Source organism: Populibacterium corticicola (assembly GCF_042683685.1).
Classification (GTDB): domain Bacteria; phylum Actinomycetota; class Actinomycetes; order Actinomycetales; family Cellulomonadaceae; genus Timonella; species Timonella corticicola.
Genome location: NZ_JBHUOP010000004.1, coordinates 279915 through 305239, shown reverse-complemented (window position 1 = coordinate 305239; position 25325 = coordinate 279915). Strand labels below are relative to the sequence as shown.

General features: G+C 56.2%; 27 protein-coding genes, 7 tRNA genes and 1 pseudogene. 12 read left to right on the top strand and 23 right to left on the bottom strand.

The window, feature by feature from the left end:
• Window positions 1-208: 208 nt before the first annotated feature.
• The 6 genes from ettA to ACFSYH_RS10850 form a co-directional block, all read right to left on the bottom strand.
• Window positions 209-1891, bottom strand: a complete 1683-nt coding sequence (ettA, locus tag ACFSYH_RS10875) for an energy-dependent translational throttle protein EttA (RefSeq protein WP_377466979.1) — start codon at window positions 1889-1891, stop codon at window positions 209-211.
• Window positions 1892-2075: 184 nt separating this feature from the next.
• The gene (locus tag ACFSYH_RS10870) at window positions 2076-2642 is read right to left on the bottom strand and encodes a single-stranded DNA-binding protein (protein ID WP_377466978.1); all 567 of its coding nucleotides are present in this window, start codon (window positions 2640-2642) and stop codon (window positions 2076-2078) included.
• 172 nt (window positions 2643-2814) lie between these two features.
• Window positions 2815-4320: a GTPase gene (locus tag ACFSYH_RS10865; RefSeq protein WP_377466977.1), complete on the bottom strand. Its 1506-nt coding sequence runs from the start codon at window positions 4318-4320 to the stop codon at window positions 2815-2817.
• Window positions 4321-4340: 20 nt separating this feature from the next.
• Window positions 4341-5939, bottom strand: coding sequence for a GTPase (locus ACFSYH_RS10860; protein WP_377466976.1), 1599 nt, complete (start codon window positions 5937-5939; stop codon window positions 4341-4343).
• Window positions 5940-5977: 38 nt separating this feature from the next.
• Window positions 5978-6133 (bottom strand): hypothetical protein, encoded by a 156-nt coding sequence (locus ACFSYH_RS10855; protein ID WP_377466975.1) that lies wholly within the window; start codon window positions 6131-6133, stop codon window positions 5978-5980.
• A gap of 356 nt (window positions 6134-6489) precedes the next feature.
• Window positions 6490-6894 carry a DUF4282 domain-containing protein gene (locus ACFSYH_RS10850; RefSeq protein WP_377466974.1) on the bottom strand — a complete coding sequence of 135 codons (405 nt, stop codon included), beginning with the start codon at window positions 6892-6894 and terminating at the stop codon, window positions 6490-6492.
• Window positions 6895-7081: 187 nt separating this feature from the next.
• Here ACFSYH_RS10850 and ACFSYH_RS10845 point away from each other — a divergent pair.
• Window positions 7082-7549, top strand: a pseudogene (locus ACFSYH_RS10845) (YqeB family protein); the annotation flags it as partial.
• A 69-nt stretch (window positions 7550-7618) separates the two neighbouring features.
• Window positions 7619-7771 (top strand): CysS/YqeB C-terminal domain-containing protein, encoded by a 153-nt coding sequence (locus tag ACFSYH_RS14930; RefSeq protein WP_449301330.1) that lies wholly within the window; start codon window positions 7619-7621, stop codon window positions 7769-7771.
• 74 nt (window positions 7772-7845) lie between these two features.
• Here ACFSYH_RS14930 and ACFSYH_RS10835 read toward each other — a convergent pair whose 3' ends face one another.
• The 6 genes from ACFSYH_RS10835 to rnhA form a co-directional block, all read right to left on the bottom strand.
• A complete protein-coding gene (locus ACFSYH_RS10835; RefSeq protein ID WP_377466971.1) occupies window positions 7846-8367 on the bottom strand; it encodes a hypothetical protein in 522 nt (173 codons plus the stop codon).
• A gap of 145 nt (window positions 8368-8512) precedes the next feature.
• On the bottom strand, window positions 8513-9022 hold the full coding sequence (locus ACFSYH_RS10830; protein ID WP_377466970.1) for a GyrI-like domain-containing protein: 510 nt from the start codon (window positions 9020-9022) through the stop codon (window positions 8513-8515).
• A 372-nt stretch (window positions 9023-9394) separates the two neighbouring features.
• A tRNA-His gene (locus ACFSYH_RS10825) sits at window positions 9395-9470 on the bottom strand.
• Between the two features lie 192 nt (window positions 9471-9662).
• Window positions 9663-10322 (bottom strand): oligoribonuclease, encoded by a 660-nt coding sequence (gene orn / locus ACFSYH_RS10820; RefSeq protein WP_377466969.1) that lies wholly within the window; start codon window positions 10320-10322, stop codon window positions 9663-9665.
• On the bottom strand, window positions 10322-11089 hold the full coding sequence (map, locus tag ACFSYH_RS10815) for a type I methionyl aminopeptidase (protein WP_377466968.1): 768 nt from the start codon (window positions 11087-11089) through the stop codon (window positions 10322-10324). The genes orn and map overlap by 1 nt, the downstream gene beginning before the upstream one ends.
• A gap of 182 nt (window positions 11090-11271) precedes the next feature.
• Complete coding sequence (gene rnhA, locus ACFSYH_RS10810; protein ID WP_377466967.1) at window positions 11272-11748, bottom strand: ribonuclease HI; 477 nt, start codon at window positions 11746-11748, stop codon at window positions 11272-11274.
• A gap of 79 nt (window positions 11749-11827) precedes the next feature.
• Here rnhA and ACFSYH_RS10805 point away from each other — a divergent pair, with 79 nt between their 5' ends.
• On the top strand, window positions 11828-12556 hold the full coding sequence (locus tag ACFSYH_RS10805; protein ID WP_377466966.1) for a GntR family transcriptional regulator: 729 nt from the start codon (window positions 11828-11830) through the stop codon (window positions 12554-12556).
• Between the two features lie 198 nt (window positions 12557-12754).
• Entirely contained in the window at window positions 12755-13678 is a 924-nt protein-coding gene (locus ACFSYH_RS10800) for a hypothetical protein (RefSeq protein ID WP_377466965.1), read from the top strand.
• Window positions 13679-13796: 118 nt separating this feature from the next.
• Here ACFSYH_RS10800 and ACFSYH_RS10795 read toward each other — a convergent pair whose 3' ends face one another.
• Window positions 13797-14357, bottom strand: coding sequence for an NINE protein (locus ACFSYH_RS10795; RefSeq protein ID WP_377466964.1), 561 nt, complete (start codon window positions 14355-14357; stop codon window positions 13797-13799).
• A 191-nt stretch (window positions 14358-14548) separates the two neighbouring features.
• Window positions 14549-14908: a hypothetical protein gene (locus tag ACFSYH_RS10790; protein WP_377466963.1), complete on the bottom strand. Its 360-nt coding sequence runs from the start codon at window positions 14906-14908 to the stop codon at window positions 14549-14551.
• Between the two features lie 162 nt (window positions 14909-15070).
• Between ACFSYH_RS10790 and ACFSYH_RS10785 the strand changes: the two genes are divergently transcribed.
• Window positions 15071-15147 (top strand) — tRNA-Arg (locus ACFSYH_RS10785).
• An 82-nt stretch (window positions 15148-15229) separates the two neighbouring features.
• Window positions 15230-15634, top strand: a complete 405-nt coding sequence (locus tag ACFSYH_RS10780; protein WP_377466962.1) for an ankyrin repeat domain-containing protein — start codon at window positions 15230-15232, stop codon at window positions 15632-15634.
• 2 nt (window positions 15635-15636) lie between these two features.
• On the opposite strand, the gene ACFSYH_RS10775 is transcribed toward ACFSYH_RS10780, so the two are convergent.
• Entirely contained in the window at window positions 15637-15888 is a 252-nt protein-coding gene (locus ACFSYH_RS10775; RefSeq protein WP_377466961.1) for a hypothetical protein, read from the bottom strand.
• A gap of 244 nt (window positions 15889-16132) precedes the next feature.
• Window positions 16133-17032, bottom strand: coding sequence for an ATP-grasp domain-containing protein (locus ACFSYH_RS10770; protein WP_377466960.1), 900 nt, complete (start codon window positions 17030-17032; stop codon window positions 16133-16135).
• Between the two features lie 85 nt (window positions 17033-17117).
• On the opposite strand from ACFSYH_RS10770, the gene ACFSYH_RS10765 reads away from it, so the two are divergent.
• Both ACFSYH_RS10765 and ACFSYH_RS10760 read left to right on the top strand, forming a co-directional pair.
• Window positions 17118-17738 (top strand): L-threonylcarbamoyladenylate synthase, encoded by a 621-nt coding sequence (locus ACFSYH_RS10765; RefSeq protein ID WP_377466959.1) that lies wholly within the window; start codon window positions 17118-17120, stop codon window positions 17736-17738.
• Between the two features lie 227 nt (window positions 17739-17965).
• The gene (locus ACFSYH_RS10760; protein WP_377466958.1) at window positions 17966-18484 is read left to right on the top strand and encodes a Dps family protein; all 519 of its coding nucleotides are present in this window, start codon (window positions 17966-17968) and stop codon (window positions 18482-18484) included.
• 215 nt (window positions 18485-18699) lie between these two features.
• Here the strand turns inward: ACFSYH_RS10760 and ACFSYH_RS10755 are convergent.
• The 5 genes from ACFSYH_RS10755 to ACFSYH_RS10735 all read right to left on the bottom strand — a co-directional run bounded on the left by ACFSYH_RS10755 (window position 18700) and on the right by ACFSYH_RS10735 (window position 19765).
• Window positions 18700-18771: transfer RNA gene (locus tag ACFSYH_RS10755), tRNA-Lys, on the bottom strand.
• Between the two features lie 61 nt (window positions 18772-18832).
• Window positions 18833-18905: transfer RNA gene (locus ACFSYH_RS10750), tRNA-Lys, on the bottom strand.
• 99 nt (window positions 18906-19004) lie between these two features.
• Window positions 19005-19076 (bottom strand) — tRNA-Lys (locus tag ACFSYH_RS10745).
• 203 nt (window positions 19077-19279) lie between these two features.
• Window positions 19280-19351: transfer RNA gene (locus ACFSYH_RS10740), tRNA-Lys, on the bottom strand.
• Window positions 19352-19474: 123 nt separating this feature from the next.
• Window positions 19475-19765, bottom strand: coding sequence for a hypothetical protein (locus ACFSYH_RS10735; RefSeq protein ID WP_377466957.1), 291 nt, complete (start codon window positions 19763-19765; stop codon window positions 19475-19477).
• A gap of 678 nt (window positions 19766-20443) precedes the next feature.
• Between ACFSYH_RS10735 and bcp the strand changes: the two genes are divergently transcribed.
• From bcp to ACFSYH_RS10715, 4 genes are all read left to right on the top strand, one after another.
• Window positions 20444-20911: a thioredoxin-dependent thiol peroxidase gene (bcp, locus tag ACFSYH_RS10730; protein WP_377466956.1), complete on the top strand. Its 468-nt coding sequence runs from the start codon at window positions 20444-20446 to the stop codon at window positions 20909-20911.
• A 25-nt stretch (window positions 20912-20936) separates the two neighbouring features.
• A tRNA-Leu gene (locus ACFSYH_RS10725) sits at window positions 20937-21021 on the top strand.
• A 91-nt stretch (window positions 21022-21112) separates the two neighbouring features.
• The gene (locus ACFSYH_RS10720) at window positions 21113-21337 is read left to right on the top strand and encodes a hypothetical protein (protein WP_377466955.1); all 225 of its coding nucleotides are present in this window, start codon (window positions 21113-21115) and stop codon (window positions 21335-21337) included.
• Between the two features lie 774 nt (window positions 21338-22111).
• Window positions 22112-22858, top strand: coding sequence for a hypothetical protein (locus tag ACFSYH_RS10715; RefSeq protein ID WP_377466954.1), 747 nt, complete (start codon window positions 22112-22114; stop codon window positions 22856-22858).
• Between the two features lie 598 nt (window positions 22859-23456).
• On the opposite strand, the gene ACFSYH_RS10710 is transcribed toward ACFSYH_RS10715, so the two are convergent.
• Window positions 23457-23768 (bottom strand): hypothetical protein, encoded by a 312-nt coding sequence (locus ACFSYH_RS10710; RefSeq protein WP_377466953.1) that lies wholly within the window; start codon window positions 23766-23768, stop codon window positions 23457-23459.
• 169 nt (window positions 23769-23937) lie between these two features.
• Window positions 23938-25125, bottom strand: a complete 1188-nt coding sequence (locus ACFSYH_RS10705; protein WP_377466952.1) for an amidase domain-containing protein — start codon at window positions 25123-25125, stop codon at window positions 23938-23940.
• Window positions 25126-25325 lie beyond the last annotated feature (200 nt).

The following is a 25325-nucleotide window of genomic DNA, read 5'->3' as shown; positions in this document are numbered from 1 at the left end:
GACCATCCAACATCCTGGTGGGGTGCCCGGCTTTTCCATCCGATGGGCTGAAATGAGTCCGAAGGCACACACAAAAACACAGCACCCGGACCATTTTCAGCCCATCGAGTCTGCTGCGCCAACGTACTGGTTTCCAGACATGACAAAACGCCCCTGCACGGTGGGCCGTGAAGACCCAGTAACCGTGCAGGGGCGTTCAGTGCGAGTATCAGTCGCGGGTGAGTTTACGGTGCGTCACGCGGTGTGGGCGTGCAGCCTCGGCACCAAGACGTTCAACCTTGTTTGCCTCGTAGGACTCGAAGTTACCCTCGAACCAGTACCAGTTCGATGGGTTTTCCTCGGTGCCCTCATACGCGAGGATGTGGGTGGCAACTCGGTCGAGGAACCAACGGTCGTGCGAGACCACAACGGCACAACCGGGGAACTCGAGGAGCGCGTTTTCGAGCGATCCGAGGGTTTCCACATCGAGGTCGTTGGTTGGCTCGTCAAGAAGCAGAAGGTTTCCACCCTGCTTGAGGGTCAGCGCCAGGTTAAGACGGTTACGCTCACCACCGGAGAGGACTCCGGCTGGCTTCTGCTGGTCTGCGCCCTTGAAGCCGAAGGCCGCAATGTATGCGCGCGACGGCATCTCGACGTTGCCGACCTTGATGTAGTCCAGGCCGTCGGAGACAACCTCCCACAAAGTCTTGTCCGGGTCGATTCCGCCACGGGACTGGTCCACGTAGGAGATCTTGACAGTCTCACCGACCTTGAGATCACCGGAGTCGAGAGGCTCCAGGCCAACGATGGTCTTGAAGAGCGTGGTCTTACCAACACCGTTTGGACCAATCACACCGACGATGCCGTTGCGTGGCAGGGAGAACGACAGGCCATCGATCAGAACGCGATCGCCGAAGCCCTTCTTGAGATCGGTCGCCTCAATGACGATGCTTCCAAGGCGTGGCCCCGGTGGAATCTGAATCTCTTCAAAGTCCAGTTTGCGAGTGCGCTCCGCCTCGGCTGCCATCTCCTCATAGCGGGCCAGACGAGCCTTGGACTTTGTCTGACGACCCTTGGCGTTCTGGCGAACCCAGTCGAGTTCCTCGGCTAGACGCTTGGCGAGCTTTGCGTCCTTCTTACCTTGGACCTTAAGGCGTTCGCCCTTCTTCTCAAGGTAGGTCGAGTAGTTGCCCTCATATGGGTACAAACGTCCGCGGTCAACCTCACAGATCCACTCGGCCACGTGGTCGAGGAAGTAACGGTCGTGGGTGACGGCCAGGATTGCGCCGGGGTATGACGCGAGGTGCTGTTCAAGCCACAGCACCGACTCGGCATCGAGGTGGTTGGTGGGCTCGTCAAGCAGCAGCAGGTCTGGCTTTTCAAGCAGGAGCTTACACAGGGCAACGCGGCGACGCTCACCACCGGACAGAACCGTCACGTCGGCGTCAGCAGGTGGGCAGCGCAGTGCGTCCATTGCCTGCTCGAGTTGGTTGTCGAGATCCCAGGCGTTGGCGTGGTCAAGCGCCTCCTGAAGCTCACCCATCTCTGCGAGGAGCTTGTCGAAGTCTGCGTCAGGGTCTGCCATGAGTTCGGAGATCTCGTTGAATCGATCGAGCTTCGCCTTGGTGTCAGCAACCGATTCGTAGATATTGCCCAGAACCGTTTTCTCCTCGTTCAAGGGGGGTTCTTGGAGCAGGATGCCTACCGTGTAGCCCGGTGCGAGGCGTGCCTCGCCGTTGGATGGGGTGTCGAGCCCAGCCATGATCTTCAGAATCGTCGATTTACCGGCACCGTTCGGGCCGACGACGCCGATCTTTGCCCCGGGAAGGAAGTTCAGTGACACGTCATCGAGGATGACCTTGTCGCCGTGCGCCTTACGCGCCTTATACATGGAGTAGATGTACTCTGCCACTTCGCTCTTTGTCCGCCTTGTTGTCATGTGTCGAGCTGCGTGCTCGGAGGTCTAGATGTCTCCCCTGTCCGGGGGTGCGGCCCGCCGCATGTGAACTGCCGCCCATGTTCTTTGAGCGCCCGCACGTAAATCATCGTGACTTATAGGCGGGCACTCAAAGAAACATTGTACTCACCACACCAGACTACGCGGTGAGTGCAGATTCCGGCTCATTGGTTTCGCTGTTTGTGAGCGAGTCCTCGTCCGTGGCCGTGTACTCGCCCGGCCCGGTCTGTTTGAACGAGGAGACCACCTTTTCGAACTTCTCGTCGGTTGCCGGGTCTGGCCCGGTGATCTCACCCGTTGTCAGATTGACGTTTTCCGGAACTGGCTCCGCTGCGACCGCCCGTTGCGGACGGAACTTCGCGGTTCCCCGGGCCAAGTTCGGGCCAAGAGATTGAGCCTCGATAACGAGTGCCTCTCGCGGTGTACCGTCCGGCGACGTCCACTTTTGGGTGTCGAGCACGCCGTGCACGAGAACCGCATCGCCCTTGGTGATCGAGTCGTTGATGTTCTTGGCCAAACCGCGCCACGCTTTGACCGTGAACCAGATGGTTTCGCTGTCCACCCAAGTGTTCTTGGTGCGATTGAAGTAACTGCGGGTTGTTGCCAGGCGAAAACTGACGAAGTCTGTTGTGTCCCCGTTGCCTTCGAAGAACCGGGGTTCCGATCCGACGTATCCGGCTATCGTGATTGAGGAATCGTGACTCATAGCGCTCCCTAGAAAGTGAAGCGACCGACTCTCGGCCGCCCTCAAGGAGTACTGAATTTCGCAGCGCGACCATCCCGCAAACGTAGGGAACTGTGGAGATCCCAAGGTATATCGTCGCCAATCAGCCTGGGGAAACAGAACCGTGCACCCATTTCGCCGCAAAAAGCAGAACCTATCGGATGTTCAGCCCAATCACATGGTCAGCGATCTTTGAGATGCGGTCGTGGGTTTCCAGAATCTCGGACACTGGGGCAAACAGGACCCCGTCGATGACCTTGCCCACCGCCTCGGCGGCGTCCTCGCGCACCTGCTCCGCCCGTTCTCTCCCGGCGTGACGCAGGCGCGTCACCCGGCGTCGCAGCAGTGCATAACCACCCAGGCCACACAAAATCGCTGCACCAAACAGCACCTGCCCGAACGAAGTATTGCCAACCACCCCGGCAAACCCGAGTATGCCAACCACGACACACACAAACCCGAGCGCGAAACTGACAACCGCTGGCACCACACTAGCCCCAGGGACCGGCCCCCACGGCACCTCAACCTGCGTTAACGCAGAGCGCAGGCTGTTACTCAGTTCCTCGACGCTGCCGGTCCTCTCCCGCACACGCTTGGCCCACTGGCTGCGCATCGGGTCTGTCAGTCGATCGAGCCATCTATTGCGCAGACCCGACAGCGTGGTCTCAGATGGAACCTGAACGGAGGGAGGCGCACCCGTACTCGCGTTACGTGCAGTCCGCTCATTGACCTCATCGGCCAGCGCGGGAACACCCGCGGCCACAAGGTAGCGGTCCGCCTCAGAACGCCGTGATGCCGACAGGTCCGTGACCACACCACCGGGCACCTGATCATTGACGAGCCGGGCCAGGCGCAGCAGTTCATCGCCCATTCGGCGCGATGCCATCGAACGACCCGCAACCGCTATGCGAATCTCGTCGCGCAGTGCAGCGATCCCCTCACCCGTCTTCGCCGAAATCGGACGGACCTCAACGTCGTCCAGGCCGTCCTCGCTCAGCAGTTTGGCGACATCCCACAGCAGTTCATCGCGCTGAGCAGGTTTGACGGTATCGACCTGGTTGAGCGCGACGATCATCGAGGCACGCGCGTCAGCCATCTTGCGCAGATAGTCGGCGTGCAGCGTGTGATCCGCGTATTTCTGGGGATCAACGATCCAGATGAGAACGTCGACGAGTGGGACCACCTTGTTCACGATGTCGCGATGGTGCTCTGCGATGGAGTCGTGATCAGGCAGGTCAAGCAGAATAAGCCCCTTGAGGGCCTTTTGGTCGTCGCCGTCAAGCACCGTGTCGCGGGAGATACGGCGGTCGTTGTCCACGCCGATCCAGTCCAACAGAGCACTAGCATCGGAATCCCACGTGCACGCGGCCGTACGCACGGTGGTAGGACGCTTAACGCCCACATCCGCGAATTCCAGTCCCGCGAGGGCGTTGAAGGTTGAGGACTTGCCCGACCCGGTGCCACCTGCGAGCGCGACGATGGTGTGTTCCACGCCCAGTTCGAGCCGTTGGCGGGCGGCAATGAGAACCTGACGTCCCTGTTTGAGTAGTTCAATCGGCAGGTACCGTTTACCTAGTTCAAGGGCGTGCTCAAGTTGTTCGACGCTGTCGAGATATCGCTTGGTCTCCGTAACCTGCCCGGTGGTGCTCGTGGTGTTCACGTATGGTTCCTCCGGTCCTGTCAGCGGATTTTCTTGAGTTCGGCAACGCGCACCCGAATTCGCGCGGAGGAGCCGTCTTCCAAACCGAGTTCATCGAGTTGCTCGGTCACGTACACGTACTCCCCTAGTATCAGACGATCATAGTGGTCGGCGAGTTCCGCACGGGCTTCATCGACGACCGTTTGGCTTTCGTTCCCTAGTAGCATCCGTACCAGTTCGCTGGCATCTGCCTGTCCGAGGACTGCGGCGGTGAGGATGACGTGCAGTGCGCTCATGCCAACATTCTTGGTTGCCGCCTGTACCTGTTTGGTTGTGGTCTGCTCGGTGAACTTCTCCAGGAGCACCAACACGGAATCAGTCCATAGTTGGATGACCGCTGCAACCTCGTTGCCACGGTGTGGGAACGATGAGACCTCGAGCAGCGATCCGCCGTCGAGTTCGGTGAGACCTTCACGCAGATTGGCACGTGACTCTTCCACGGTGTCGAGTCCGGCAGCCACAAGCACCGAGCGCAGGTCCGGGAGAACCTCTGCTGCGGCTTCCTCCCGAGCGCGCACGCGACGGGCCGAGCCTTTGGCGTATCCGCTGCGGTCAAGCACCTTGTCCAGTCGTGCCTTTGACGCGAACAGCGACCAGGTTGCCTCGGCCGCGCCATCCAAGAGTTGGTGATCGGCAACTGCCGTGCGAATGTCCTGGACTGTGCGCACGAGCAGCCGACGCGCGGCAATCACGATGTTCTTCTTTGCCGTGACCTGCTGGTCGGTGGCATCCGCGAGCGAGATAAGGCGCGGCGGCAAGGCTGCAAGCGACCCTTTCAGGGTGGACACGATGACCTTTTGGGCTTGGTCCTGTCCCGCCACGTTTTCAAGCCAGTTGCGCACCTCTTTGACGGTCTCCGGTGCCAGCAGACCCTCGTGTGGTCCCTGATCCGCGATGACGAACAGCGGCGCCTTGCCCAATCCGTAGCTCACGAGCCGCTTGTGCAGGTCCGCGACGACCGCCTGTTCGGAGGCGGCTGGGACTCGGTTCATGATCATGGCAACGTTCGTGCCGCGTTCCACCGCGCTCGTCAATGTTTTCCACGGAAGCGCGTCACCGTATCGTTGGGCGCTCGTGACAAACAGCCACAGGTCTGCGCTTTCGAGCAGTTTGCGTGCTCCCGCACGATTCTCGTCCCGGATCGAGTCGAGGTCGGGCGCATCCAGCAGCGCAACGCCGCGTGGGACGCGGGCACTGGTGACAACCGACACCTCACGCCCGATAGGGGTTTTGTCGATCAGTTCGCTGTCGCTTGGATGCACCACGAGGATCGGTTCCACGGTCGTGGGCCGTTTGATCCCGGCAGGGCTGAGCTCCTCGCCCACGAGCGAGTTGGTGATCGTGGATTTGCCCGTCCCCGTGGACCCTGCAACGACGACCATCGCCGGCGTGGACAACTCTGCGAGACGCGGTAGCAGGTGGTCGTCGAGCTGCGCCATGAGCAGCGTCTGCGCTGCTGAGGCCTCGGTAGCACCGGGAATGGGGATCGGGAACGCGAGGGAGGCTGTGTCCGCGCGAAGATCGCTCACGATGCCGTAGACCGAACTCCCTATAGTCTGCTGGCTCTTAATCTGTGCCACCGCTCCCACGCGTTCCTTGATCGTTGTCTGTCTAGTTCTTACTCACCAGGTGCATCTTCTGGTTCTTCACCAGCCAGGATGCGAGCTGCGGACAGGAATCCCTCAGTTTCCGCATCCGTTTCACCCGTCTCCACCCAGGCATCGACGCCGAGGTGAGTTTCGTGGGTTGGCTCCTTGTGTTTCTCATCAGCCATGCCGACCTCCTTGTTGCTGCACTGTATTGCAATATTAGCCCGTCCAGACCCGTATTCCCGTGGGACGTCAGGGGTGTTCGGGCACAGTCACCCACACCACTTTCAAAACGATGGGGAGTTGTGCCCCGCAAGTTTGTTTTCTCTGCTTTTCGACGAGCCGGTCGCCCTCTCCCTCCGGGTCGCCTTTCAGCCTGATCATTTTGCCAACTCGCACTCAACAGAACGGGAGTTGCTGCTGTTCCCAGGCTGATCGTCGGCAATCGAACTCCGCTTGTGCTCCGCAGAGCACAACGTCGAGGACCAGAAAACAAAGGTGCCGCACCCGACAGGATGCGACACCTTCGTGAGGCTGCGGGTCAGTCTTGCTTCTCCGCGATCTTGGCGGTGTTCTGCGCGGTACGGATCATGGCGACGGAGAATTCGAGGCCGATCCTGATGAAGATGACATAGAGCAGCGCCACAAGCGCACCGAAGATGAGCGCGCCAAAGCCAGCCAAGATGTTCTGCGACAGCGCCGAGATCACGACACCGACATATCCCAATCCGACCAGGATCAGGGCCGCAGCGTAGATGAATGACGCAAACTTGACAGTGATGAACTGGCTGAACGAGAAATCAAACAGCGCCTTGAAGAAATTCGGGTCCGCCAGGTTCGGCACGTTGTTTGATCCAGGCGTGTAGCCGCTACCTGCCCCTGAATACGGGTTTGCACCACCCTGATTGGCGTTCGAGTCTGGCGTTGGAGGATAGTTCTCGGACATTGATCCCTCATTCCCTTTGGTTACTGGTGTGACCACCGTAACAGCGCGTGTATTTCCTGTGAAGGTGCAGGCTGAAGCGTGAGACAGGAGGTTAACCAGCGTCAAGCAGCGGCCACGGACCAGACATATACTTGGGCTGCGCCATTACCTCACGGTTCTACCAGCAGCACACTTTTGAAGGAAATACATGAGCGACTCAACGCCCTCCGCACCAATAACGGTCACGGTTCCACCCGTGTGGGCGCGCCGGATCGAACTAGCCGGAGCAGTCCTCGGCTCTCTCGTAGCGGTACTCACGCGCCCTCTGGTGAACTGGCTGATCTCACTGTTCAACGACGCACCGCGTCTACTCGAACTGCTGTCCGGGATTCCGCTGGCCATACTGGTGCCCGTGCTCATCGTGGCGGGATTCATCGGTGGTGGAATCATAGTTGAGGAATGGAAGAAGGATGTCGGCGCGGTCATCGTGGACGGTGAAGGCGTCACCATTTAGCGCAAGCCCACCAGCCGACGCCTCCCCCGAGAGAGCATCACATCCGCGTTTGCTGACAAGAGCGAACTGGTCATCTTGGGCACAAGAGACGTCGAGGTATCCCGCACCAGAACAGACAAGGACTTTCACGCCAAGTTACGCGAGGCGTTCACCGCGTTCGGTTATAAGTGGAGGGGCGAATCAGACCCATACGAGGACAGTTTCCACACATGGATCGAAGGTTCAGGCGACTTGTCAGCCGAAGCCGACCGACTCCTTCTCAAACGACACCGCGCACTCGCCGATGCGAAATCCGGCGCGGCCGCCGACGCCCTCGACGCTCTGCGTGCACTCGGGATCTCAGCGCGAGATCGCAAGGACGAGCAACAGTATCGCAACGTCTAGGCCTAACGGGTTTTGTAAGAACGGCCTAGGCATCCACAACCCATCGCCGTTGCGATCAATGAGACACGGACACGCTAGAACAAGCGAGCAGAGACACCGCTTTCAGGGTCCCACCGCATAGAGTCCTCGCAGTCGGATACATATCCAGACTCACCCAATTCGCATTCCCCATCCACGAGTTGTCGCTGTCCGATGGGTTCCGGCAAGTTCACAGCGACTGGAACCCAATCATTGCTCGGACACTCATACTCCCTGTCGTCCTGCTTGCTCACTCGCGCCACAATAATCACCGTGGTGTCCGTGACTTCAATGGCAGGCTCAAGCACCTCCCCCGTCACCCCACTTGCGCACGCCAGTCGCGTCACCTCAATGGTGAACGAGGTTGTCTCCGCTGTGACATTCGTGTCTTCCGGCAACTGCCAAATTCCAACATCGCCAGGTAATGTCGCATACTCGATGGGCTGATCCACTACCGTTTGATCAGGATCAGTTTCATCGGGTATCTCTCGTGCGATGCCACCACACGCAGCCAGTGCAAAGGACAGCGCCACTATTGAGACCAGTCGTCCCAGGGTCTTGAGGAGTATCACGGCCAAGCCTCGCAATCATCGGTGAACGCACTACGCCTGGACTATGTCGCCTTCCATCACACAGTTACGTCCGACTGCCATGATTACTGTGGACTGCCCGCTTTGCCGTCAGGCCACAGACTGTCTGATGTGTCGGTATCCCCTACCTCAATCATGTCGTCTCGCGTTCTGCGACTTTAATGACCACCTCGGTCAACCAGGTAGTAGGGTCCGAGTCGTCCTCTGGCCCAGTCAGGAAGAACTCGACACGGCTGGCAAATACATCACCCTCGTCTATGGCTCGATAGTCCCACGCAACACCCGTATCGTTTCCCCAACCAAGGAGTGCAGCATTCCCTGCCACGCCTTCGCTGACATCACGATAGGTGGCAGAACCATAAGTACCGGCTGGCAACACATCAACGATGAACTGTGGTGGCGCCTCGAGTGGGGTTTCAAGGGGCCAGCCAATCTCCACATGGAGAAGGTTGTTCATGTCGATCACCCGATAGCGGATAAGCGGCGCACCGATGAGTTCAATCCCCTGCGTTGTGAGCCATGCCGCCACTTCATCGATCGCCTGTGGAATCACTTCATCCAGTTGGCTCATCGACACGTGGCGGGCAACTGCCACGTAGGGTGTCTCCGGTCGCTCCACTAGCGAGGGTGGAATGGTGATCATATTGGCCTCCCCTGTCGGCAGCAACGTCGCTGCACTCCATGTAGACGTTACTCCGACACGGTCGGCCCTGCCAGGAGCACAGCATTGATCCCAAGGCCAGATCATGGTCGCTGCTGCTTCTCGTCGCCCCTCCATGGTGCCTAACATCGATGGGGCAAAACTGTTCCGGGTGCACGCACAAAGACAACGCGCCCGGAACAAAAACAACCCAACGGTTTGGCGTCTCTCAACGAACCGTTTGTCCGCGTCAACCAGTAGGCGTAACCACGTCGTCGACAACCTCACCTGTCCGGATGGGACCTCAATCAGTTTTCCACAGCACAACGAAAACAGCAGGTCGCATGACTTACATCATGCGACCTGCTGTTTTCTTGGGGTGAGTAACGGGACTTGAACCCGCGACCCTCGCGACCACAACGCGATGCTCTACCAGCTGAGCTATACCCACCATGTTCAGTGAAACCTAGAAAACTAAGTTCCCGTGAACTCACGGTTCCCCGCGACGTTTAAAAGCATACATTGATCTGCGGCGGAAAAGGAAACCACCAGGGCGTGATCCACACCACGACAACAGGCTTCCATTGCCGGACCAGTTGAACAGGGGAAATGAACCCTGTCACCGGTTGTCACAGCCAATTGCTTAGCGCTGCAATCCTTGACGATACGAGTCTGGAACGGCGATGGTTCCGGAGATTGAGGTGTCTACGGTTTGTGCCGCTATCGTTCTGGACTGCACGGAGTCAGGGCCGGGTTGAGCCACAAACATTGCAGACCGGTAGTAGCGTAACTCGTCAATGGATTCGAGGATGTCCGCAAGCGCCCTGTGTCCGCCATTCTTCTGGGGTGCGGCAAAGTAGATGCGTGGATACCAGCGGCGTGCGAGTTCCTTGATGGACGAGACGTCGATGATTCGATAGTGCATGAACGCGGTGAGTTCTTTGAGGTCGCGTTCGAGGAACATCTTGTCTGTGGCAACCGAGTTACCTGCAAGGGGTGCCTTGCCTGCTACGGGAACGTGTTCGCGAAGGTATTCGAGTACCTGAGATTCGGCCTCGGCGAGTGTGACCCCCTGAGCGAGTTCAGGGAGCAGCCCTGATGCAGTGTGCATGTTGCGCACGAACTCGCCCATGTTCTCAAGCGCTTCGGCTGGTGGCTTGATAACAACGTCGACGCCATCGCCGAGTACGTTGAGGTCAGCGTCGGTGACCACTGCCGCGATCTCGACGAGCGCGTCGTGTTCAAGGTCGAGTCCGGTCATCTCGCAGTCGATCCATATGATCCGGTCGGTTGCCGCTGGCATCAGAGCCTCGTGAGGATGTCTGGTCCGTCCGCGGTGATCGCGATGGTGTGTTCAAAGTGCGCTGCACGACCACCGGACGCGGAGAGAATGGTCCATCCGTCTTCGTGGTAGTAGTAGTCGCCCTTTTTCCCAAGGATGAACATGGGTTCGATGCAGATAACCATTCCCTCTACGAGTTTGGTGCCCTTACCGCGTCGCCCTTCGTTGGGAACGAACGGGTCCATGTGCATTTCAGTACCGATTCCGTGCCCACCGTGATCCCAGAGGTTGCCCAGTTTGTTCTTCTTGGCGATTCCGTTGATGGCGTATCCAATATCACCGATCGTCTTTCCGGGGTGACACTGTTCGATTCCCGCGTAGAGGGCTTCCTCGGTGGCTTTGAGGAGCAACTGGTCTGATTCACGTGGGGTGCCAACAATGAAGCTACGCGCCGCGTCACCGCACCAGCCATCGAGGATGGCACCGAAGTCAATCGAGACCACATCCCCGTCCTCGATGACGTAGTCACCAGGGATGCCGTGCACGACCACATCGTTGACGGATGCACAGATGGATCCGGGGAAGGGAGTTGGTGCCCAGTCTGGGTGGTAATTGAGGAACGGAGAGGTGGCACCGGCCTCCGTGAGAACCTGCGCGCCGATCGTGTCTAACTGCTTGAGCGTCATTCCGACGGTCGCAGCTTCCTCCATCGCTGCCAATGCGGTGGCAACGACGCGGCCGGTGGCGCGCATCTTTTCGATCTGTTCTGCGTTCTTAATCTCAATCACGTATCTAGGCTATCGTTCGAGGGGGCGTGTTGGTGCGGGTTTGGCTGTGGGTTTGCTCGCAACCAGCAGTCTTGGGGTGAGGTTTATGGGCTTAACTCGATGGGCAGAAAATAGTCCGGATACACCAACTTTTTGCGTGCACTCGGACCAAAAATGGCCCATCGACCGTGGCTGGGTGGAGGCTATTGGTGTGCGGCGCGCACCTGGTCGACGCCTCGGTTGGCGAGTTCGTCCGCCTTCTCATTTCCAATGTCTCCAGAGTGGCCTTTCACCCATTTCCATTCGATTGTGTGCCGAGTGGTTTCTTGCTCAAGTCGCTGCCAGAGGTCAGCGTTCTTGACTGGTTTCTTATCAGCGGTGCGCCAGTTGTTTCGTTTCCAGCCATGGATCCACTTGGTGATGCCCTGCATGACGTAGGTGGAGTCCACATGGAGGGTCACGTTGCAGGGGCGTTTGAGTGCTGCGAGCGCCTCGATGACGGCGGTCAGTTCCATCTTGTTGTTGGTGGTGTGGGCCTCCCCACCCCACAGTTCCTTTTCGTGTCCGCCAGCCTTAAGCCAGGCACCCCATCCTCCGATACCGGGGTTGCCCTTGCATGCTCCATCGGTCCAGATTTCGACGGTGGCGAGTTCGGTCGGCTGCTCAGCGTTGGCGGTCATGAGTTGAATTCTCTCATCTTTGACCGGTCCCATGTGTTCATCATCTTGGCGTTATCACGCTCTCTGCTAGCATCTATGCATGTCCCACGATTTCGAGACACCTAATTCCGGATCTACTGAGGCGCTTTCTCGTGAGCAGGAAATAATAGCTCCAAAGTTCTCAGTCGATTCGGAGGCTCAAACATTGAGTCAGGCCGTGTATGCAGAATTGCGACGTCGAATTGTTGAACGCGAATATGAAGCTGGCCACCGTTTTGTTGAACGTTTTGTTGCAGACGAGTTGGGAGTTTCTCGTGTTCCTGTTCGCGAGGCGCTACGCGAATTAGTCCGGGACGGTCTAGTAGATGTTCGGCCACGCCGCGGTATGGTGGTCCACCAGATCACGCATGAGGAGTTGGACGAACTCGTTGATATTCGCACCGCGCTGGAAGTCCTGCTGTTTCGGCGCGCGATGTTCCGTCTAAATGATGAGACAACCGGGCGAGTTGAAGATCTGTTCGACCAGACGCGCGTCGCTATCGATGCGGGCGCCATTGAGGATGCCATGCGCTTGAACCGTCATTTCCACACCATCTGCGTCGAGATCGCAAACTCTGAGATCGCAAACCGCATGATGGAGACAATCGAAGCCCGAATTGTCTGGATGTTGTCTCAGCACACTGATGTCGAGCGAGTGTTTGGTCAGCATGTCGAGATTTTCAGTGCAATGCGCGCCAACGACGAGGAACTCCTCAACGATCTCGTATGCCAGCACGTGGTGGATTCATATGAGAGCGCACTTCAGATGAATCCCGAGATCGTCCAGTAGCGTGATCGCTCCGGCTATGCCGGAGGCGATCTTCATTACTGGCGACGATCCTGCAGGTTTGCCTTACTTGTTCGCCCTCGACTGCGCATTGGTGGCATGGGGAGTTCAGCGACAAAATTTCACCACCTGGGCATGGTGTTCGCGCAGTTCGCTCTGGCTATACTCAAGGGCGACTCCCCTAGTTGAAAGGACACCGTTGTGTCAGATTCCCAGAAGCCCAAAAAGAAGGTTGTGCAGGCACAGTCAACGCCAAAGTCAGCGTCTTCTACGACTACCAAGAAGAAGTCAGCGAACACTGAGATCACCTGGCAGGCTTCACCCGAGCAAAAAGCGAAGGCCCGTAATTTCCGAATTATCGCTTTTATCCTCTGGCTCGCCGCGCTAGGACTTGAGTTCTGGGTCATTTACAAAGAGTTCCAAAAGCCAGAGATCAACACCTGGTTGGTTGTTGGACTCATTGTTGTTATCGGCGCTCTTGCAATCACCGGTTCGTTGTTGTGGCGCAAGTCCAACAAAATAGATCCAGCCTCGGAAAAGGACAAGGTCCGATTCTTCGTCCAGAATCAACTCGGTGCGTTCATCGCCGCACTCGCCTTCCTGCCGCTGCTGTATTTTGTGTTCACCAACAAGAATATGGACACCAAGCAAAAGGGCATCATCGGTGTTGTCGCAGTATTGATGTTCGGTGGAGCGTTCTATACCGGTGTCGAGACAAACGCAGCCTCACAAGAGCAATACAGCCAAGACAAGAACCTGGTCTTGCACCTCAACGGCAAGGACGAGGTCTACTGGACCGCTGGCGGCGGCGTCTACCACCTGTGTGAGGCAGTATCTGACCTGCAACGCGAATCACAGTCCAACGAGATCGTTGTCGGCACGATCGAGCAGGCACAGGATGCAGGCAAACATCGTCTGACCAAGAAGGTCGCAACCGAAGCACGTCAATGTGGCATTGATGAGTCCGTCTACACCTCCGCAATCGAGCAGTGGGAAGCCGGAACACTCGGCGCTCCAGGTTCCACGGCTACCACCCCAGTTGACCCAGAAGAGACCTCGGACGAGACCACCGATGACGGTGCAACCGACGAATCAACCGAGGAAACTGAGGACACCGAAGAGTAACCAACCAGCTCACCACTCAACTAGATAGTGGGCTAGAAAGTGCCGAATCGTCGGTAATCAGAACAAAGAAAAAGGTGCTCCCCGGAACAACCGGGGAGCACCTCTTTATTGCGGCGAACTACTGCTCAAGTTCCTGAAGCTGCTGTTCGAGTTGCTGCTCAAACGTTGTGTTGAATTCGTCGAGCATGCCCGGGAGAACTGCAGCGTTGTAGATAATCCCCAGCACCCACAGACCGACCGTGATTCCCCAGTACAGGCCCATCGACTGCGGGCGGTCACCGAGCTGGCGGCCTTGCTTGTCCGTGAACGAGCCAGTCAGAATCAGAATGAGGTCGATCAGTGCCCAGATACCGAAACCACCGATAGTGATGAGCTTCAAAATACCCGTACCGACCTTGCCCACGTAGAAGCGGTCGACACCAAGGGTACCGAGCAGAAGGCTCAGCAGCCAGGCCACCAAGAACTTCTTGTCCGAGACGTTCGGGTCGCCAGCACCGTACGCGTTGTACTGGCCCGAACCATAGGGGTCTGCACCGCCGTAAGCTGGCTGGCCGGCCTGAGCAGCACCTGCCGCCTGGACCTGCTCGGTCCACTGCTGTCCATCCCACCACCGCAACTGTGCGGGGTTCTGTGGGTCTGCGTACCAGCCCGGTACTGGGCTTTGGCCGTTCTGAGTCATCTGATCTCCTGATGCGAAAGAGTGTGGAGTGCAACATCCCAGCATGGCGCTGGCCCGTTAGGACAATTGCAGGTTCACCGCCTAGGTTCTCATTATTTTGTGAGATTTTCACCGGTTATTCCACCGCTTGAACAGCACATGTGCCATACGTCCATACACGACGGACATACGTTGTGGTGTATCCACAGTGACTAAAGCGAGCCATCAACACCATCGAGTGACCGTAGCCAGATCAGGAGGTCTTCAAAGATCTCGTGTGCGAACTCGCTCATATACTGCTCCTGTCCAGCGACATCAGCGCCAGCGGTCAGGTCAATGAGAATCGAGTTATTCCATCTGGCAACCTCGTACATGCAGATGGCCACGTCTTTCTCACTGAAATAGGCAGTGGACCCATTACACATACCGCGTGCATACACGAAGGCCTCGGCGACCATGGAGTTAAACCACATGCTGTAGTACGGGAGATCGGGAGCGCCCAGTTTCTTCTGGGCATGCTTCGCGAGCCTGTCGATCTCCTGAAGAGTCGAGATCGTCTGCTCGATGGACATGGGCGCTCCTTGCATATGCTTGCACGGAATATTTCGGCGCGTTAACCGCCATACTTAAGTACTTCTACGACCGGTGGGCCTGCACCAAGATATGTGAGTGACACATCCCTCACTCAACGGGTCAATTCGGATTCACGCCAGCTTATCCACTAGAATCAATGTGCCTCCGTAGCTCAGTTGGATAGAGCGAGGGCCTTCTAATCCCTAGGTCGCAGGTTCGAATCCTGTCGGGGGCGCCAACCGCACGCAAACAGCAGACGTGACCGAATCGTCGTCAATGAAAAAAGCCCGGGCACCAAGCATGCAACGTAACCTAGAAGCATGACCGGATCATTCCTTGCCTCCCTGCCAGAAGACCAACGATCCACCTTCATCGAGGGCGTTTTCGACCTTGCACGCACCGGCCGTACCGCAGAGTTGCGCGAGATGATCGAGTCAGGGGTACCGATCGACGTATCCAACGCACGCGGCGACACCCTACTCATCGTCGCGGCATACGCTCAGCAACCCGAGGCGGTCAGTGCGCTCCTTGCACTGGGTGCGCCCAAGGACGCGGTCAATCAAATGGGTCAGACCGCGATCTCGTGCGCGGTATTCCGCAATGACCCAGCGATCTTGGACCTGCTGCTCGAAGCCGGAGCGAACCCTGACGCGGGCGCGCATACGGCTCTCGCTATCGCTCAGCAGTTCGGCATCACTGACATGGTCAAATTATTGAGCAGGTAGTCTCAAGGCACATCGCGTTCCTCATCGCGCAGTCCGGCGCGGGTTTCCATATACCCAAGCTCACCATCCGACTCCACGTGCATACCGCGGTCTGCGAGCGACCTGGAATCGTGGCGCAACGGATCACCGGCATCGAGCGTCTCAGGATAGTCTTGGTCGCCGAGTTCGCTGGGCTGCGAATCGCGGCCGTCGAGTGGTTCACCGAGTGCGTCGTCGTACGGCAGGCTGCGGTGCTTCTTTTCTTGTCTGGTCATGGTGGCTCCCTTGCAGGTTCGGTGCTTCAAGGGTTTCGTGTCACACGGCTACCCGCAACAGGAACGACTCTGCCTTTTCTGATTGGCGACGATTCATCACCTTTGCCATACCTCTGTGGACCCAGCCTGGCTGGGTCTTCTGCCGTGCCGGCCTGGTGGGACTCGTCGCTCATCTGCATACGCAAACGGGGTCTGTGACCGCCCTTTTCGGGCGGTCACAGACCCCGAGTTACCGAACCTGGGATTACTTCACGCGGGCAGCAATCGCACGAGCATAACGTTCGACCGCGCCAGGGTGACGACGAATGAACAGACGCGGTTCCACAAGCTCGACCTCGAGAAGGACTGGCTCGCCCTTCTCGTTTGGGAGCATGTCAACGCGCGCGTACAGGAAGTTGCCCTCCTCCCCCAGAATCTCGCGGGCAGCGTCGAGAGCTTGGCGAGCAAGACCGAGGAAGCGTTCATCGGCAACGCCGTCCTTGAGCTCTTCCTCGACATAGATCTCAGACGGAGCCGTACCGCGCGAAAGCATTGCACCCTTGAGGAACGAGTGCGAGTACTCGCCGTCAAGGAACACGACCGAGGTCTCACCCTCCTGGTCAACCTTGGACAGGTACGGCTGGATCATCACGTAATGACCGGCCGCGAGCATGTCACGCACCTGGTTGATGGCCGTGGTGCGAGCCTTCGCGGTGGCCTCCTGATAGCGGGCCACACCCTGCGAACCAGCAGACTTGGTTGACTTGATAACGAAGTCACCAAACGCTGGAAGGCGAGTGTGAATAGCCTGCGAGGAGAAGTGACGGTTCGGGTCGAGCCATACGGTGCGGATGGTTTCCACACCCTTGTCCGCCATGGTCTTGAGATATTCCTTGTCCGTGTTCCACTCAATCGCCTTCGCGGAGTTGTGGAGGTTCGGAACCGACTTCGCCCACGCAATGAACTCATCAAGGCGAGTGGAATAGTCCCATGTGGAACGTAGGACAACAAGGTCAAACTGAGTCCAGTCAACTGACTTGTCGGACCAGATGTGTGTTGAGGCGTCAACACCCAACTGTGCAAGGGCTTCCTCCAGAACAGCGTTGTTCTGGTCTAGGAATTGGTGTTGTTCACTGACTACTAGGGCTACACGAGGATTAGACACCCCACAAGGATACGTTCTCTTACGCCCAGCGCGCATAACGCGTGGCCCTGTTTCGCTCGCAGACGATTCGCACTAGGCTCTAAACATGGCAAAGTTCCTTGATATTCACCCCACAGACCCACAACCACGGCTCGTAGCGCAGGTCGTGGAGGCACTTCGAAACGACGCCGTCATCGCCTACCCCACCGACTCCGGCTACGCGCTCGGCACCCGAGTGGGCAATCACTCCGGGGCAGAGCGCATCCGCGCCATCCGACACCTCGACGACAAGCATCACTTCACACTCATCTGCTCCGACTTCGCACAACTCGGACAGTTGGTGGTCTTGGACAACTCTGCGTTCCGTGCGATCAAGGCGGCGACGCCAGGCCCCTACACCTTCATCCTGCCAGCGACGAAGGAAGTGCCCCGGCGTCTTGCGCACCCCAAGAAGAAGACCGTCGGCGTGCGCATCCCACAGCACACCTTCGTCAAGGAACTCCTGCGTGAGCTGGGTGAACCGCTCCTCTCCTCAACTCTGATCCTGCCCGGTGAAACCGAACCGATGAGCGAGGGGTGGGTTATCAAGGATGAACTGGACCATGTCCTCGACATCGTGGTGGAGGCCGGTGAGGTGACAAGCGAACCCACCACGGTGATCGACTACTCAAACGGTGCTCCCGAAGTGGTCCGACACGGTTCAGGGGATGCCTCACGATTCGAGTGACCTGCCCTTGATCGTCCGTCACACGGCATCGGAAAACGTCACCGCACGATGATCTGATTACTCATCGGGTCTTTGCGGAATTCCCTCCCCATACGACTTCGGCTGAGCGCTGAATCCGCATGAAATGGGAATCTTCCCGCTGCACATCGGGGTTGTACACGATAGCGTGAAGTAACCAGACTTCACCGGCACCACCAGCGCCGACCCAACCTCTTAGGAGTTTGACCATGACACACGCCGACCGCGCACCATTCACCGTTCCAGGCCTCTCTCTGGAAGACGGACACAAGGTTGCCGACACCCTCCAGATGCGCATCCACACCTTCAACGACCTCCAACTCACGTTGAAGCACGCACACTGGAACGTTGTCGGACGCTCGTTCATTGGCGTGCACGAAATGCTTGACCCACAGATCAACATCGTGCGTACCTTCATTGATGAGCTTGCCGAGCGCATGGCAACCCTGGGTGTCGCACCCAATGGTCTGCCTGGTGCACTCGTGGCAGCACGCACCTGGGAAGACTACCCACTCGGACGTGCCACCACGAACGAGCACATCGCAGCACTAAACTCCGTGTACAACTCAGTTATCTCGACTCAGCGTGAGGCGATCTCTGCCGTCTCCGATCTGGACCCTGTCACCGAGGACATACTGATCGGCCAAAGCGCCGAACTTGAGAAGTTCCAGTGGTTCTTGCGCTCGCACCTTGAAAACACCGACGGCGAACTCAAGCAGACCTACTGAGCGCTATCGAAGCCGCACCTCGGCAATAAACCGATGGGGCGAAATTAGCCCGGATGCACACACAAAAACTACGCAGCCGGGACAAGAACCCCACCGACGTGCTGGCCGGTAATCGACAGATGAGGGTTCCGTCCAGTCACCCGCGAAGCAGGCACAGTGAAAAGGGCCGAGACGTGATGTCTCGGCCCTTTTCTAGTGTTCGCAATGAACCTTTGTGCGCCATCAGGGACTCGAACCCCGAACCCACTGATTAAGAGTCAGTTGCTCTGCCATTGAGCTAATGGCGCATGGTGTTGTCTTCAGATCCTTCAATAACCGTTTGCACAGTCTGGAATCCTCTTCCAACTGTGCGCCATCAGGGACTCGAACCCCAAACCCGCTGATTAAGAGTCAGCTGCTCTGCCAATTGAGCTAATGGCGCTAGCCAATATCTCTCGATACCGACCAAGATGACCTTGCATGGGTTACACGCGTCATCCAATGTTGACTGACCTACGGGGTTGCCGTTCATCGTCAACTGTGCGCCATCAGGGACTCGAACCCCGAACCCACTGATTAAGAGTCAGTTGCTCTGCCATTGAGCTAATGGCGCGACAGAAAAACTCTAGCAACGCATTGTTCAATCTCCAATTCGAAACAGGGTTTTTGGCCTGTTTATCACGTCACGTTTTGACTCCGGCCTGCATAAATGTGGCGTGGGGAACAACCGGGCATGGAAACCAGCCGAGGTCGACACAACGAAAAGGGCCGAGACGTGAGTCTCGGCCCTCCCCTGTTGTTCGCCATGAACCTTTGTGCGCCATCAGGGACTCGAACCCCGAACCCACTGATTAAGAGTCAGTTGCTCTGCCATTGAGCTAATGGCGCGACAGGGAGAAACTCTACCCCAGCGGTAGAGAATCTCCTAATTCAAGAACCAGGCCGACCCGGCCTCTATCGGAAGGAATTTCCGATAGGGCGCATGCCTACACGGTTCGCACACTGCCACTGTTACTTTTCCGTCTCGTCCTCTTCACCGTAGAGCAGATCGAGCACAAGGCTCGCAGGAAGATAACCCTGGCGGATTGTGTCGCCAAGGTCCTCATACCCTGCCGCAAGAGCGCGCAACTCGTCGGTGACCTCAAAGTCAAAGAGGTCTTCTTCTGCCTCTTCTGGACTGTCAGGTTCAAAGTTCAGGAGATCTCCAGCCCTTCGATCAATCTCTTCGTATGAGACGCCGTTTAGCAGATCCTCGACCGGAGCGAGTGCTCCAGCCACCAATGATCCATTGCCTAAAGCCATCGGGTCGCCTCCGTGTCTTGTGCGTGCGGCGCCATGCGGGTGGCGCTGCTTCTGCTTACGCAAGTGTGTGTTTGTCTGCCTCAACGCTGCCGCCCTCCATCAGGCCTCGATTTGGCTACAACTGCGTGTATGTAATCCTTCATCACCTTCGCGGTCTTCCCCGATGAACGATCGGCGTACCGCAGTTGCATTCTGAACACCGCCCCTGAGCATCCCACGTGTAGGACGCCGAAAAGAACCTTCCAAGTGGATGAGAGTCTGACGTTCATCCAGCCTGAAGCGGTTCCAAACCTCTGGGAAAATGTGGATTGTGCACCGCTTACATCCAAACCTACGTGTTAGTTCTAACGGCATGACAGGGAAAGAAGTTCCCATCCCTCTTACACGGGGAACACTCCCCATAAAGCAGGCTCAAGACCCACTCGAACCCTGTCGATAAAGTGCGTCTCGCGGCAAGCCTGCCCAAATCGTCGTGAATCCCACTCTAACGCTGTTGGGCATTCTCCGCAGCAGGAGCTAAACTGGAACCATTCCAGTCTAGCGATGTTCAAGGGTGGGACTCCCCATTTCTATGGACGCATTACGAAGACCACTTTGACTTCACCGACGACCCCACCACGAGTCATCAGCCAGGCTCGGACCAATGCCAGCAAACACAGCCAAGGAGAACCCCACGCCATGCGTCTCGAATCCGGAATGCAAGCACCAGAGTTCACGCTCGAAGACGCCTCAGGCACCAAGGTCGCGCTGAGCGACTATGCAGGTAAAAAGGTCATCATCTATTTCTACCCGGCAGCAAGTACCCCCGGTTGCACCAAGCAGGCGTGTGACTTCCGCGATTCGCTGAACTCGCTCAAGTCGGCAGGCTACACGGTGCTGGGGATCTCGCCCGACGCACCTGGAAAACTCGCCAATTTCACCGACACCGAGTCGCTCAACTTCCCCGTCCTGTCCGACAAAGACCACGCGGTTGCCACCGCATACGACGCGTACGGTGAGAAGAAGAACTACGGTCGCACCTACTTAGGGATCATCCGCTCGACCTTCATCCTGAATGAAGACCACGCCGTTGAACATGCACTGTACAACGTACGTGCTACTGGTCACGTTTCACGGATTCGCAAGATTCTTGGACTGGACGCCTGAGAATCTAGGCTAAGATATTCAGTGCGCGCGAGTGGCGAAATTGGCAGACGCGCTGGATTTAGGTTCCAGTGTCTTAGGACGTGGGGGTTCAAGTCCCCCCTCGCGCACCACGGTGTTCTTACACAAACTTTGTGTAGCAAAAAGAACACTAGATGTTTGTGAATCAGTGAAGAGCCTGTCGGTCACGGCAGGCTCTTTGCGTTGCAAAGCGTACTGCTGGCTAGCGATACGGATCTCTTGGTCACCGAGGAACGCGAAGGCTTCGCTCAGTTCACCGTGTACCGAGGACTGGAGTTCTTCATGATCGAAGAACACCTCGATACGTTCAAAGATAAGTTGGTTGAGCATCCGGCGGATGTGTTCTGGCGCGTGGGTGTAACTGTGGGCGAGGTTCTCACACACGCGAACACCATTGTGACGAGGTGATCAACCTCGTCTAGATCCTGTAGTTGCGCATCAAGACTCCTGGTCACCGATGTAAGCTCTGCATCAAGGCGTATCTGCTCACTACGTAGTAGTTCTACTGGTATCGCGTCGTTGTAGTGGGCTTCCAGAAGTTTTTGTTGCCGACGCTCAATTTGACGCTTGTCTCCTTCGAGACGTTTGCGCTCTTGATCAGTATCAAGGTTCATCACCTTCAACGCATCACGCACCATCGACTCGATGGTTGACACAACCCAGTCTTCCCATTTCGCTCTTAGTTGACCACTTCGAAGCTTCTGTCCGCAAGTAACCCCTTAGGCCAACGCACACTATAAGAAGCCTTAGGGTGTGCTCGGGCTACCCTCTGCAACGCCTGGTAAGTCCTCGGGGAGTAAGGACTTAATCAAGACATCTAGGATCTCCGCCAGGGAGACTAGCGTGCGGAGCCTCGGGTTCGCAGGAGTTCCCGGGGTAGACTCTCCCTTTTCTAGCTTTCGGTACGTGAACGTGGTAATCCCAGGCGCATGGGCGACCTTCTCTTGGCTCAGTCCTTGCTTGGCCAGAGCGCGTTGGAGGCGTAAGCCGAGTTCACGAACATACAGCGACCAGAGTTCTGTGCTGTTTGTATTCGCCATACTTCCATCATGGAACCCCACAACGCTTGCATTGCACATGTATACATGTGTAATTATTAACGTGCTCACGCACAGGTACACCTGCCCGCTCGGCAAGCACCGGTCGTAACTACATGAAGTGATCCAACGAAAGGGTTCCACTATGAGGACCACGCCAAACAGTCTCGCAAGACTGACACCCTTCGGTGGCAAGGTCACCATCTCGACATTGAGTATTGTTCTTGCACTTGGTCTAACAGCATGCGGGAGCAACTCTTCAAACGAGTTACCTCTAGCCACACCTACCGACACCGAGACAGCTTTGGTGCAACCTCCGGAGCGTATCGATGACCCAGCTGCAGAATACCGACTTCATGAGTACAACATAGAGCACGAACCAGACCTTAACCTAGACAGCCCTAACTACAAAGAAGAAGCTCTTATAAGTAGTAAAAACGATTACACAATTGGCGAAGTTCACTACTTAGATTCACTCCTGTCTGTTGATCAGGAATGGGGTGCGCAAGAAATCATGGATGCTATGATTCAGGCAACGCCAGAAGAAGCTCAAAAAGTTCGAGAAGCGCTCAACAGTTACGACGAAGACGATGACCTAGAGGTGACTAATGTATTAGCCAAGTACGGTTTTGGTGAAGACTTTAATTTAATTCCATATGACAGGGAAATGCCAATAGGCGACAAGAATGATATAACCAGGGATGAGTTTGAGAAGATAGCTACGTACATAAGCGCTAAAGATTACTATCAGTTAAGGGAGCATGTAGCCGCCCTAGAAGGTGATGATCTTAGTGTTGCGCATAGCTGGCTCAAGGGCTTAACTGATACTCAGATCTTCGAGAAGGTGCTCGAAGATAATGGATTAGAGATTCAGCCCTATGATATTCAGTAGCTTTCTATATAATAAGTCATAATTCGAATTTAAATACATGATATAATCCACTTATGCCAATAAAGCAAAAGTGGGTTATATGTTTTTGGTTTTAGCCGCCTCTTTCGCTGTTTCTTTTTAATGCCGACAAAGCCTATGCTGCAGAGATCGTAGATTCTAAAGTCACCGTTGCAACCAAGTTTGAGTGGACTGATAGGCAGTCATGAAAAGTCCACTGCCTTTAGGGTAGTGGACTTTTCCCGCTCGGCATCCATTTTCCTGGGCACCGCTGTTCATGGGTATCAGAGGTAAATCTTAGCCCTAACGCGGTCGAGTGGCAGACGTAGGCCCGAGGTTCGCTCCCCCGGTTCGCGATTGCTCTTGAAAAGAGCAGGCGAATGTAGCGAATCATCCCGACGTTATTGAATTTCAGTTAATTTCGCGCCGAGATTTTCCTAAAGTGGGGTTTTAAAGCAAGTCTCTGCGTTATAGTATGCGCCTTGGCTGAACAGCGTCAAAGCTATGTAGAACGTAATACTTTAGGCTTCAAGAAAACAGGCGATACGCATAATAAATTATGCGTATCGCCTGTTGGTGATTCTGTCTTTACGTAGGGAATCTAGGTGGAGGCAGGCTGGGAAGCCTCGGCGTCAGGGTCGTCGGGGTAAGTGCCCCAGACAACTGCCGCACATTCAGGTGCAGATTCGTCTTCTGGGAAGTGAGCTTCGAAGGTACCTAGAACGGAGCCATCGGCGAGAATAACCCTCAGTGCCACCGCGATACTCATCTGCTCACTAGTGAACTTCAAGGTATCAAGCGAGACACCCTCAAGGCGTGTTGCCAGTTCACTCCATGCTTCAGCGGGTATCTCACCGCCAGGCTCTAGATATTTTCGAGCAGACTCTTGGTCGTCCTTTTGCACTGCAGCCAAAAAGCCGCGGACGGATTCGACCGGGTCTGGATCGCCGACTACACAGGAAGAACTGGATGAGCCAGATGGATCAGACGCAGCTGGCGGTTTCTCCTCGCTCGCCGTACATCCGACCAATGCTGAAGCAATCAAGAGACTAAGCGCTACGGAGCCTAGTCGCTGACGAGCCCTAGATACCGTGTGCAAAGAAACTCGCCCCCTTATATGTAGCGAGCAACTCGGACAGAGGCTTGTTTAGCCGATCCACGCTGTTGTAACTCAGGTAGACCTTTGTACCGACTTTCTTGGTGACTACCATCGAGTGATTCATGCGCTTTTTATTCTCATACTTAATTTGAATGATATCTCCGACTACTACACTGTTAAGGTTAGTGATGATCCGTGCTCGCTTTGATTCGTTGCGTGCGAAACGGTACCAATCCTCGGCGTTCACCCACGAAGTGCTGGTCTTGTCCTTCTTCCTGTTAGTTCCCTTGTCCTTCGTGTACCACCAAGCTTTCACGCTTGTCTCGGCGCCACTAACGTGTTTCCACCCGCCAGCATTGAGTGCTTGCGAAATGAAGTTGGTGCAGTTCTCGGTGCCGTAATCTCTGTATGCAGAGTTACGCATTAAAGACCATCTTATCGCGTAATCAGCCACGCGTTTCTTCTCAGCCGCAAGTAACTTGGCAGGAAGTATCCCGCCTCCGTTAAATGAAGCCTGAGCTGTTACGAAACCACTGTCTTCGGCGGAGGAGAGTATGTCAACGTCTTCACCCTCTTGAGAGGTTGATTCACCAAGGAGCCCTGAGAAATTAAGTGGCTCGCCATACTCAGAACTGCCTGGGTCATCCTCGTAGGGGGTTGTGGCTGTGCCTGAGTCGATGTCAGCTTGATTTGCGTAGTCTTCGGAGGTGAGTTCCTTAAATGAGACGATTTCTCCGTCGTCGTCGAAGATTACAACAGTTTCAATTAGGCTCTCGCCGACAACTCCGGTCTCGTAGGTCTTCTTGACTAGCGTCTGTGATTCGACGATCAGCGACCCGTCTGTAGAGTCCTTCGTTGCGTCAATCGTTGTGTCCGAGACTTCAACATTTTCAACCAAGTCTGGTTGGATGCCGTCTGGGAGATTTGAAGGGTCGTGTTCAGTTGCAACAGCGTAAGCGATCTCTTCGACATCCGCCTGGGCGGATACTGAAAGATCAATCTCTTCGTCGATAGAGTCTACGACCTGGTCTGCGGGTACAACTTCAGCCGACAGTGTCAGATCCGAAGATCCTTCAAGCTTCACTTCTACTTCACTGGGAATAACGTCATAGGCTGCGCCGATGACAGTCGTGATCACGTCGCTTATCGCATCACTTTCGGCTTGCTTCAAGTTCACCTTGGTGAATGTAGCCATCGAATGTCGTGCCGGTGAAGTGCTTACCTCCTCGGCACCAGCAGGCAATTGTAGCAAACTCGTTACACAGATACTTACCACGGTCAGCGCAGCGATGGATTGTCTTTTCCGCACAAAACTCTCCTTTCAATTAGTCCGGGAACTCTACATTCCTGGCGATAACCCTAAACTAGCAG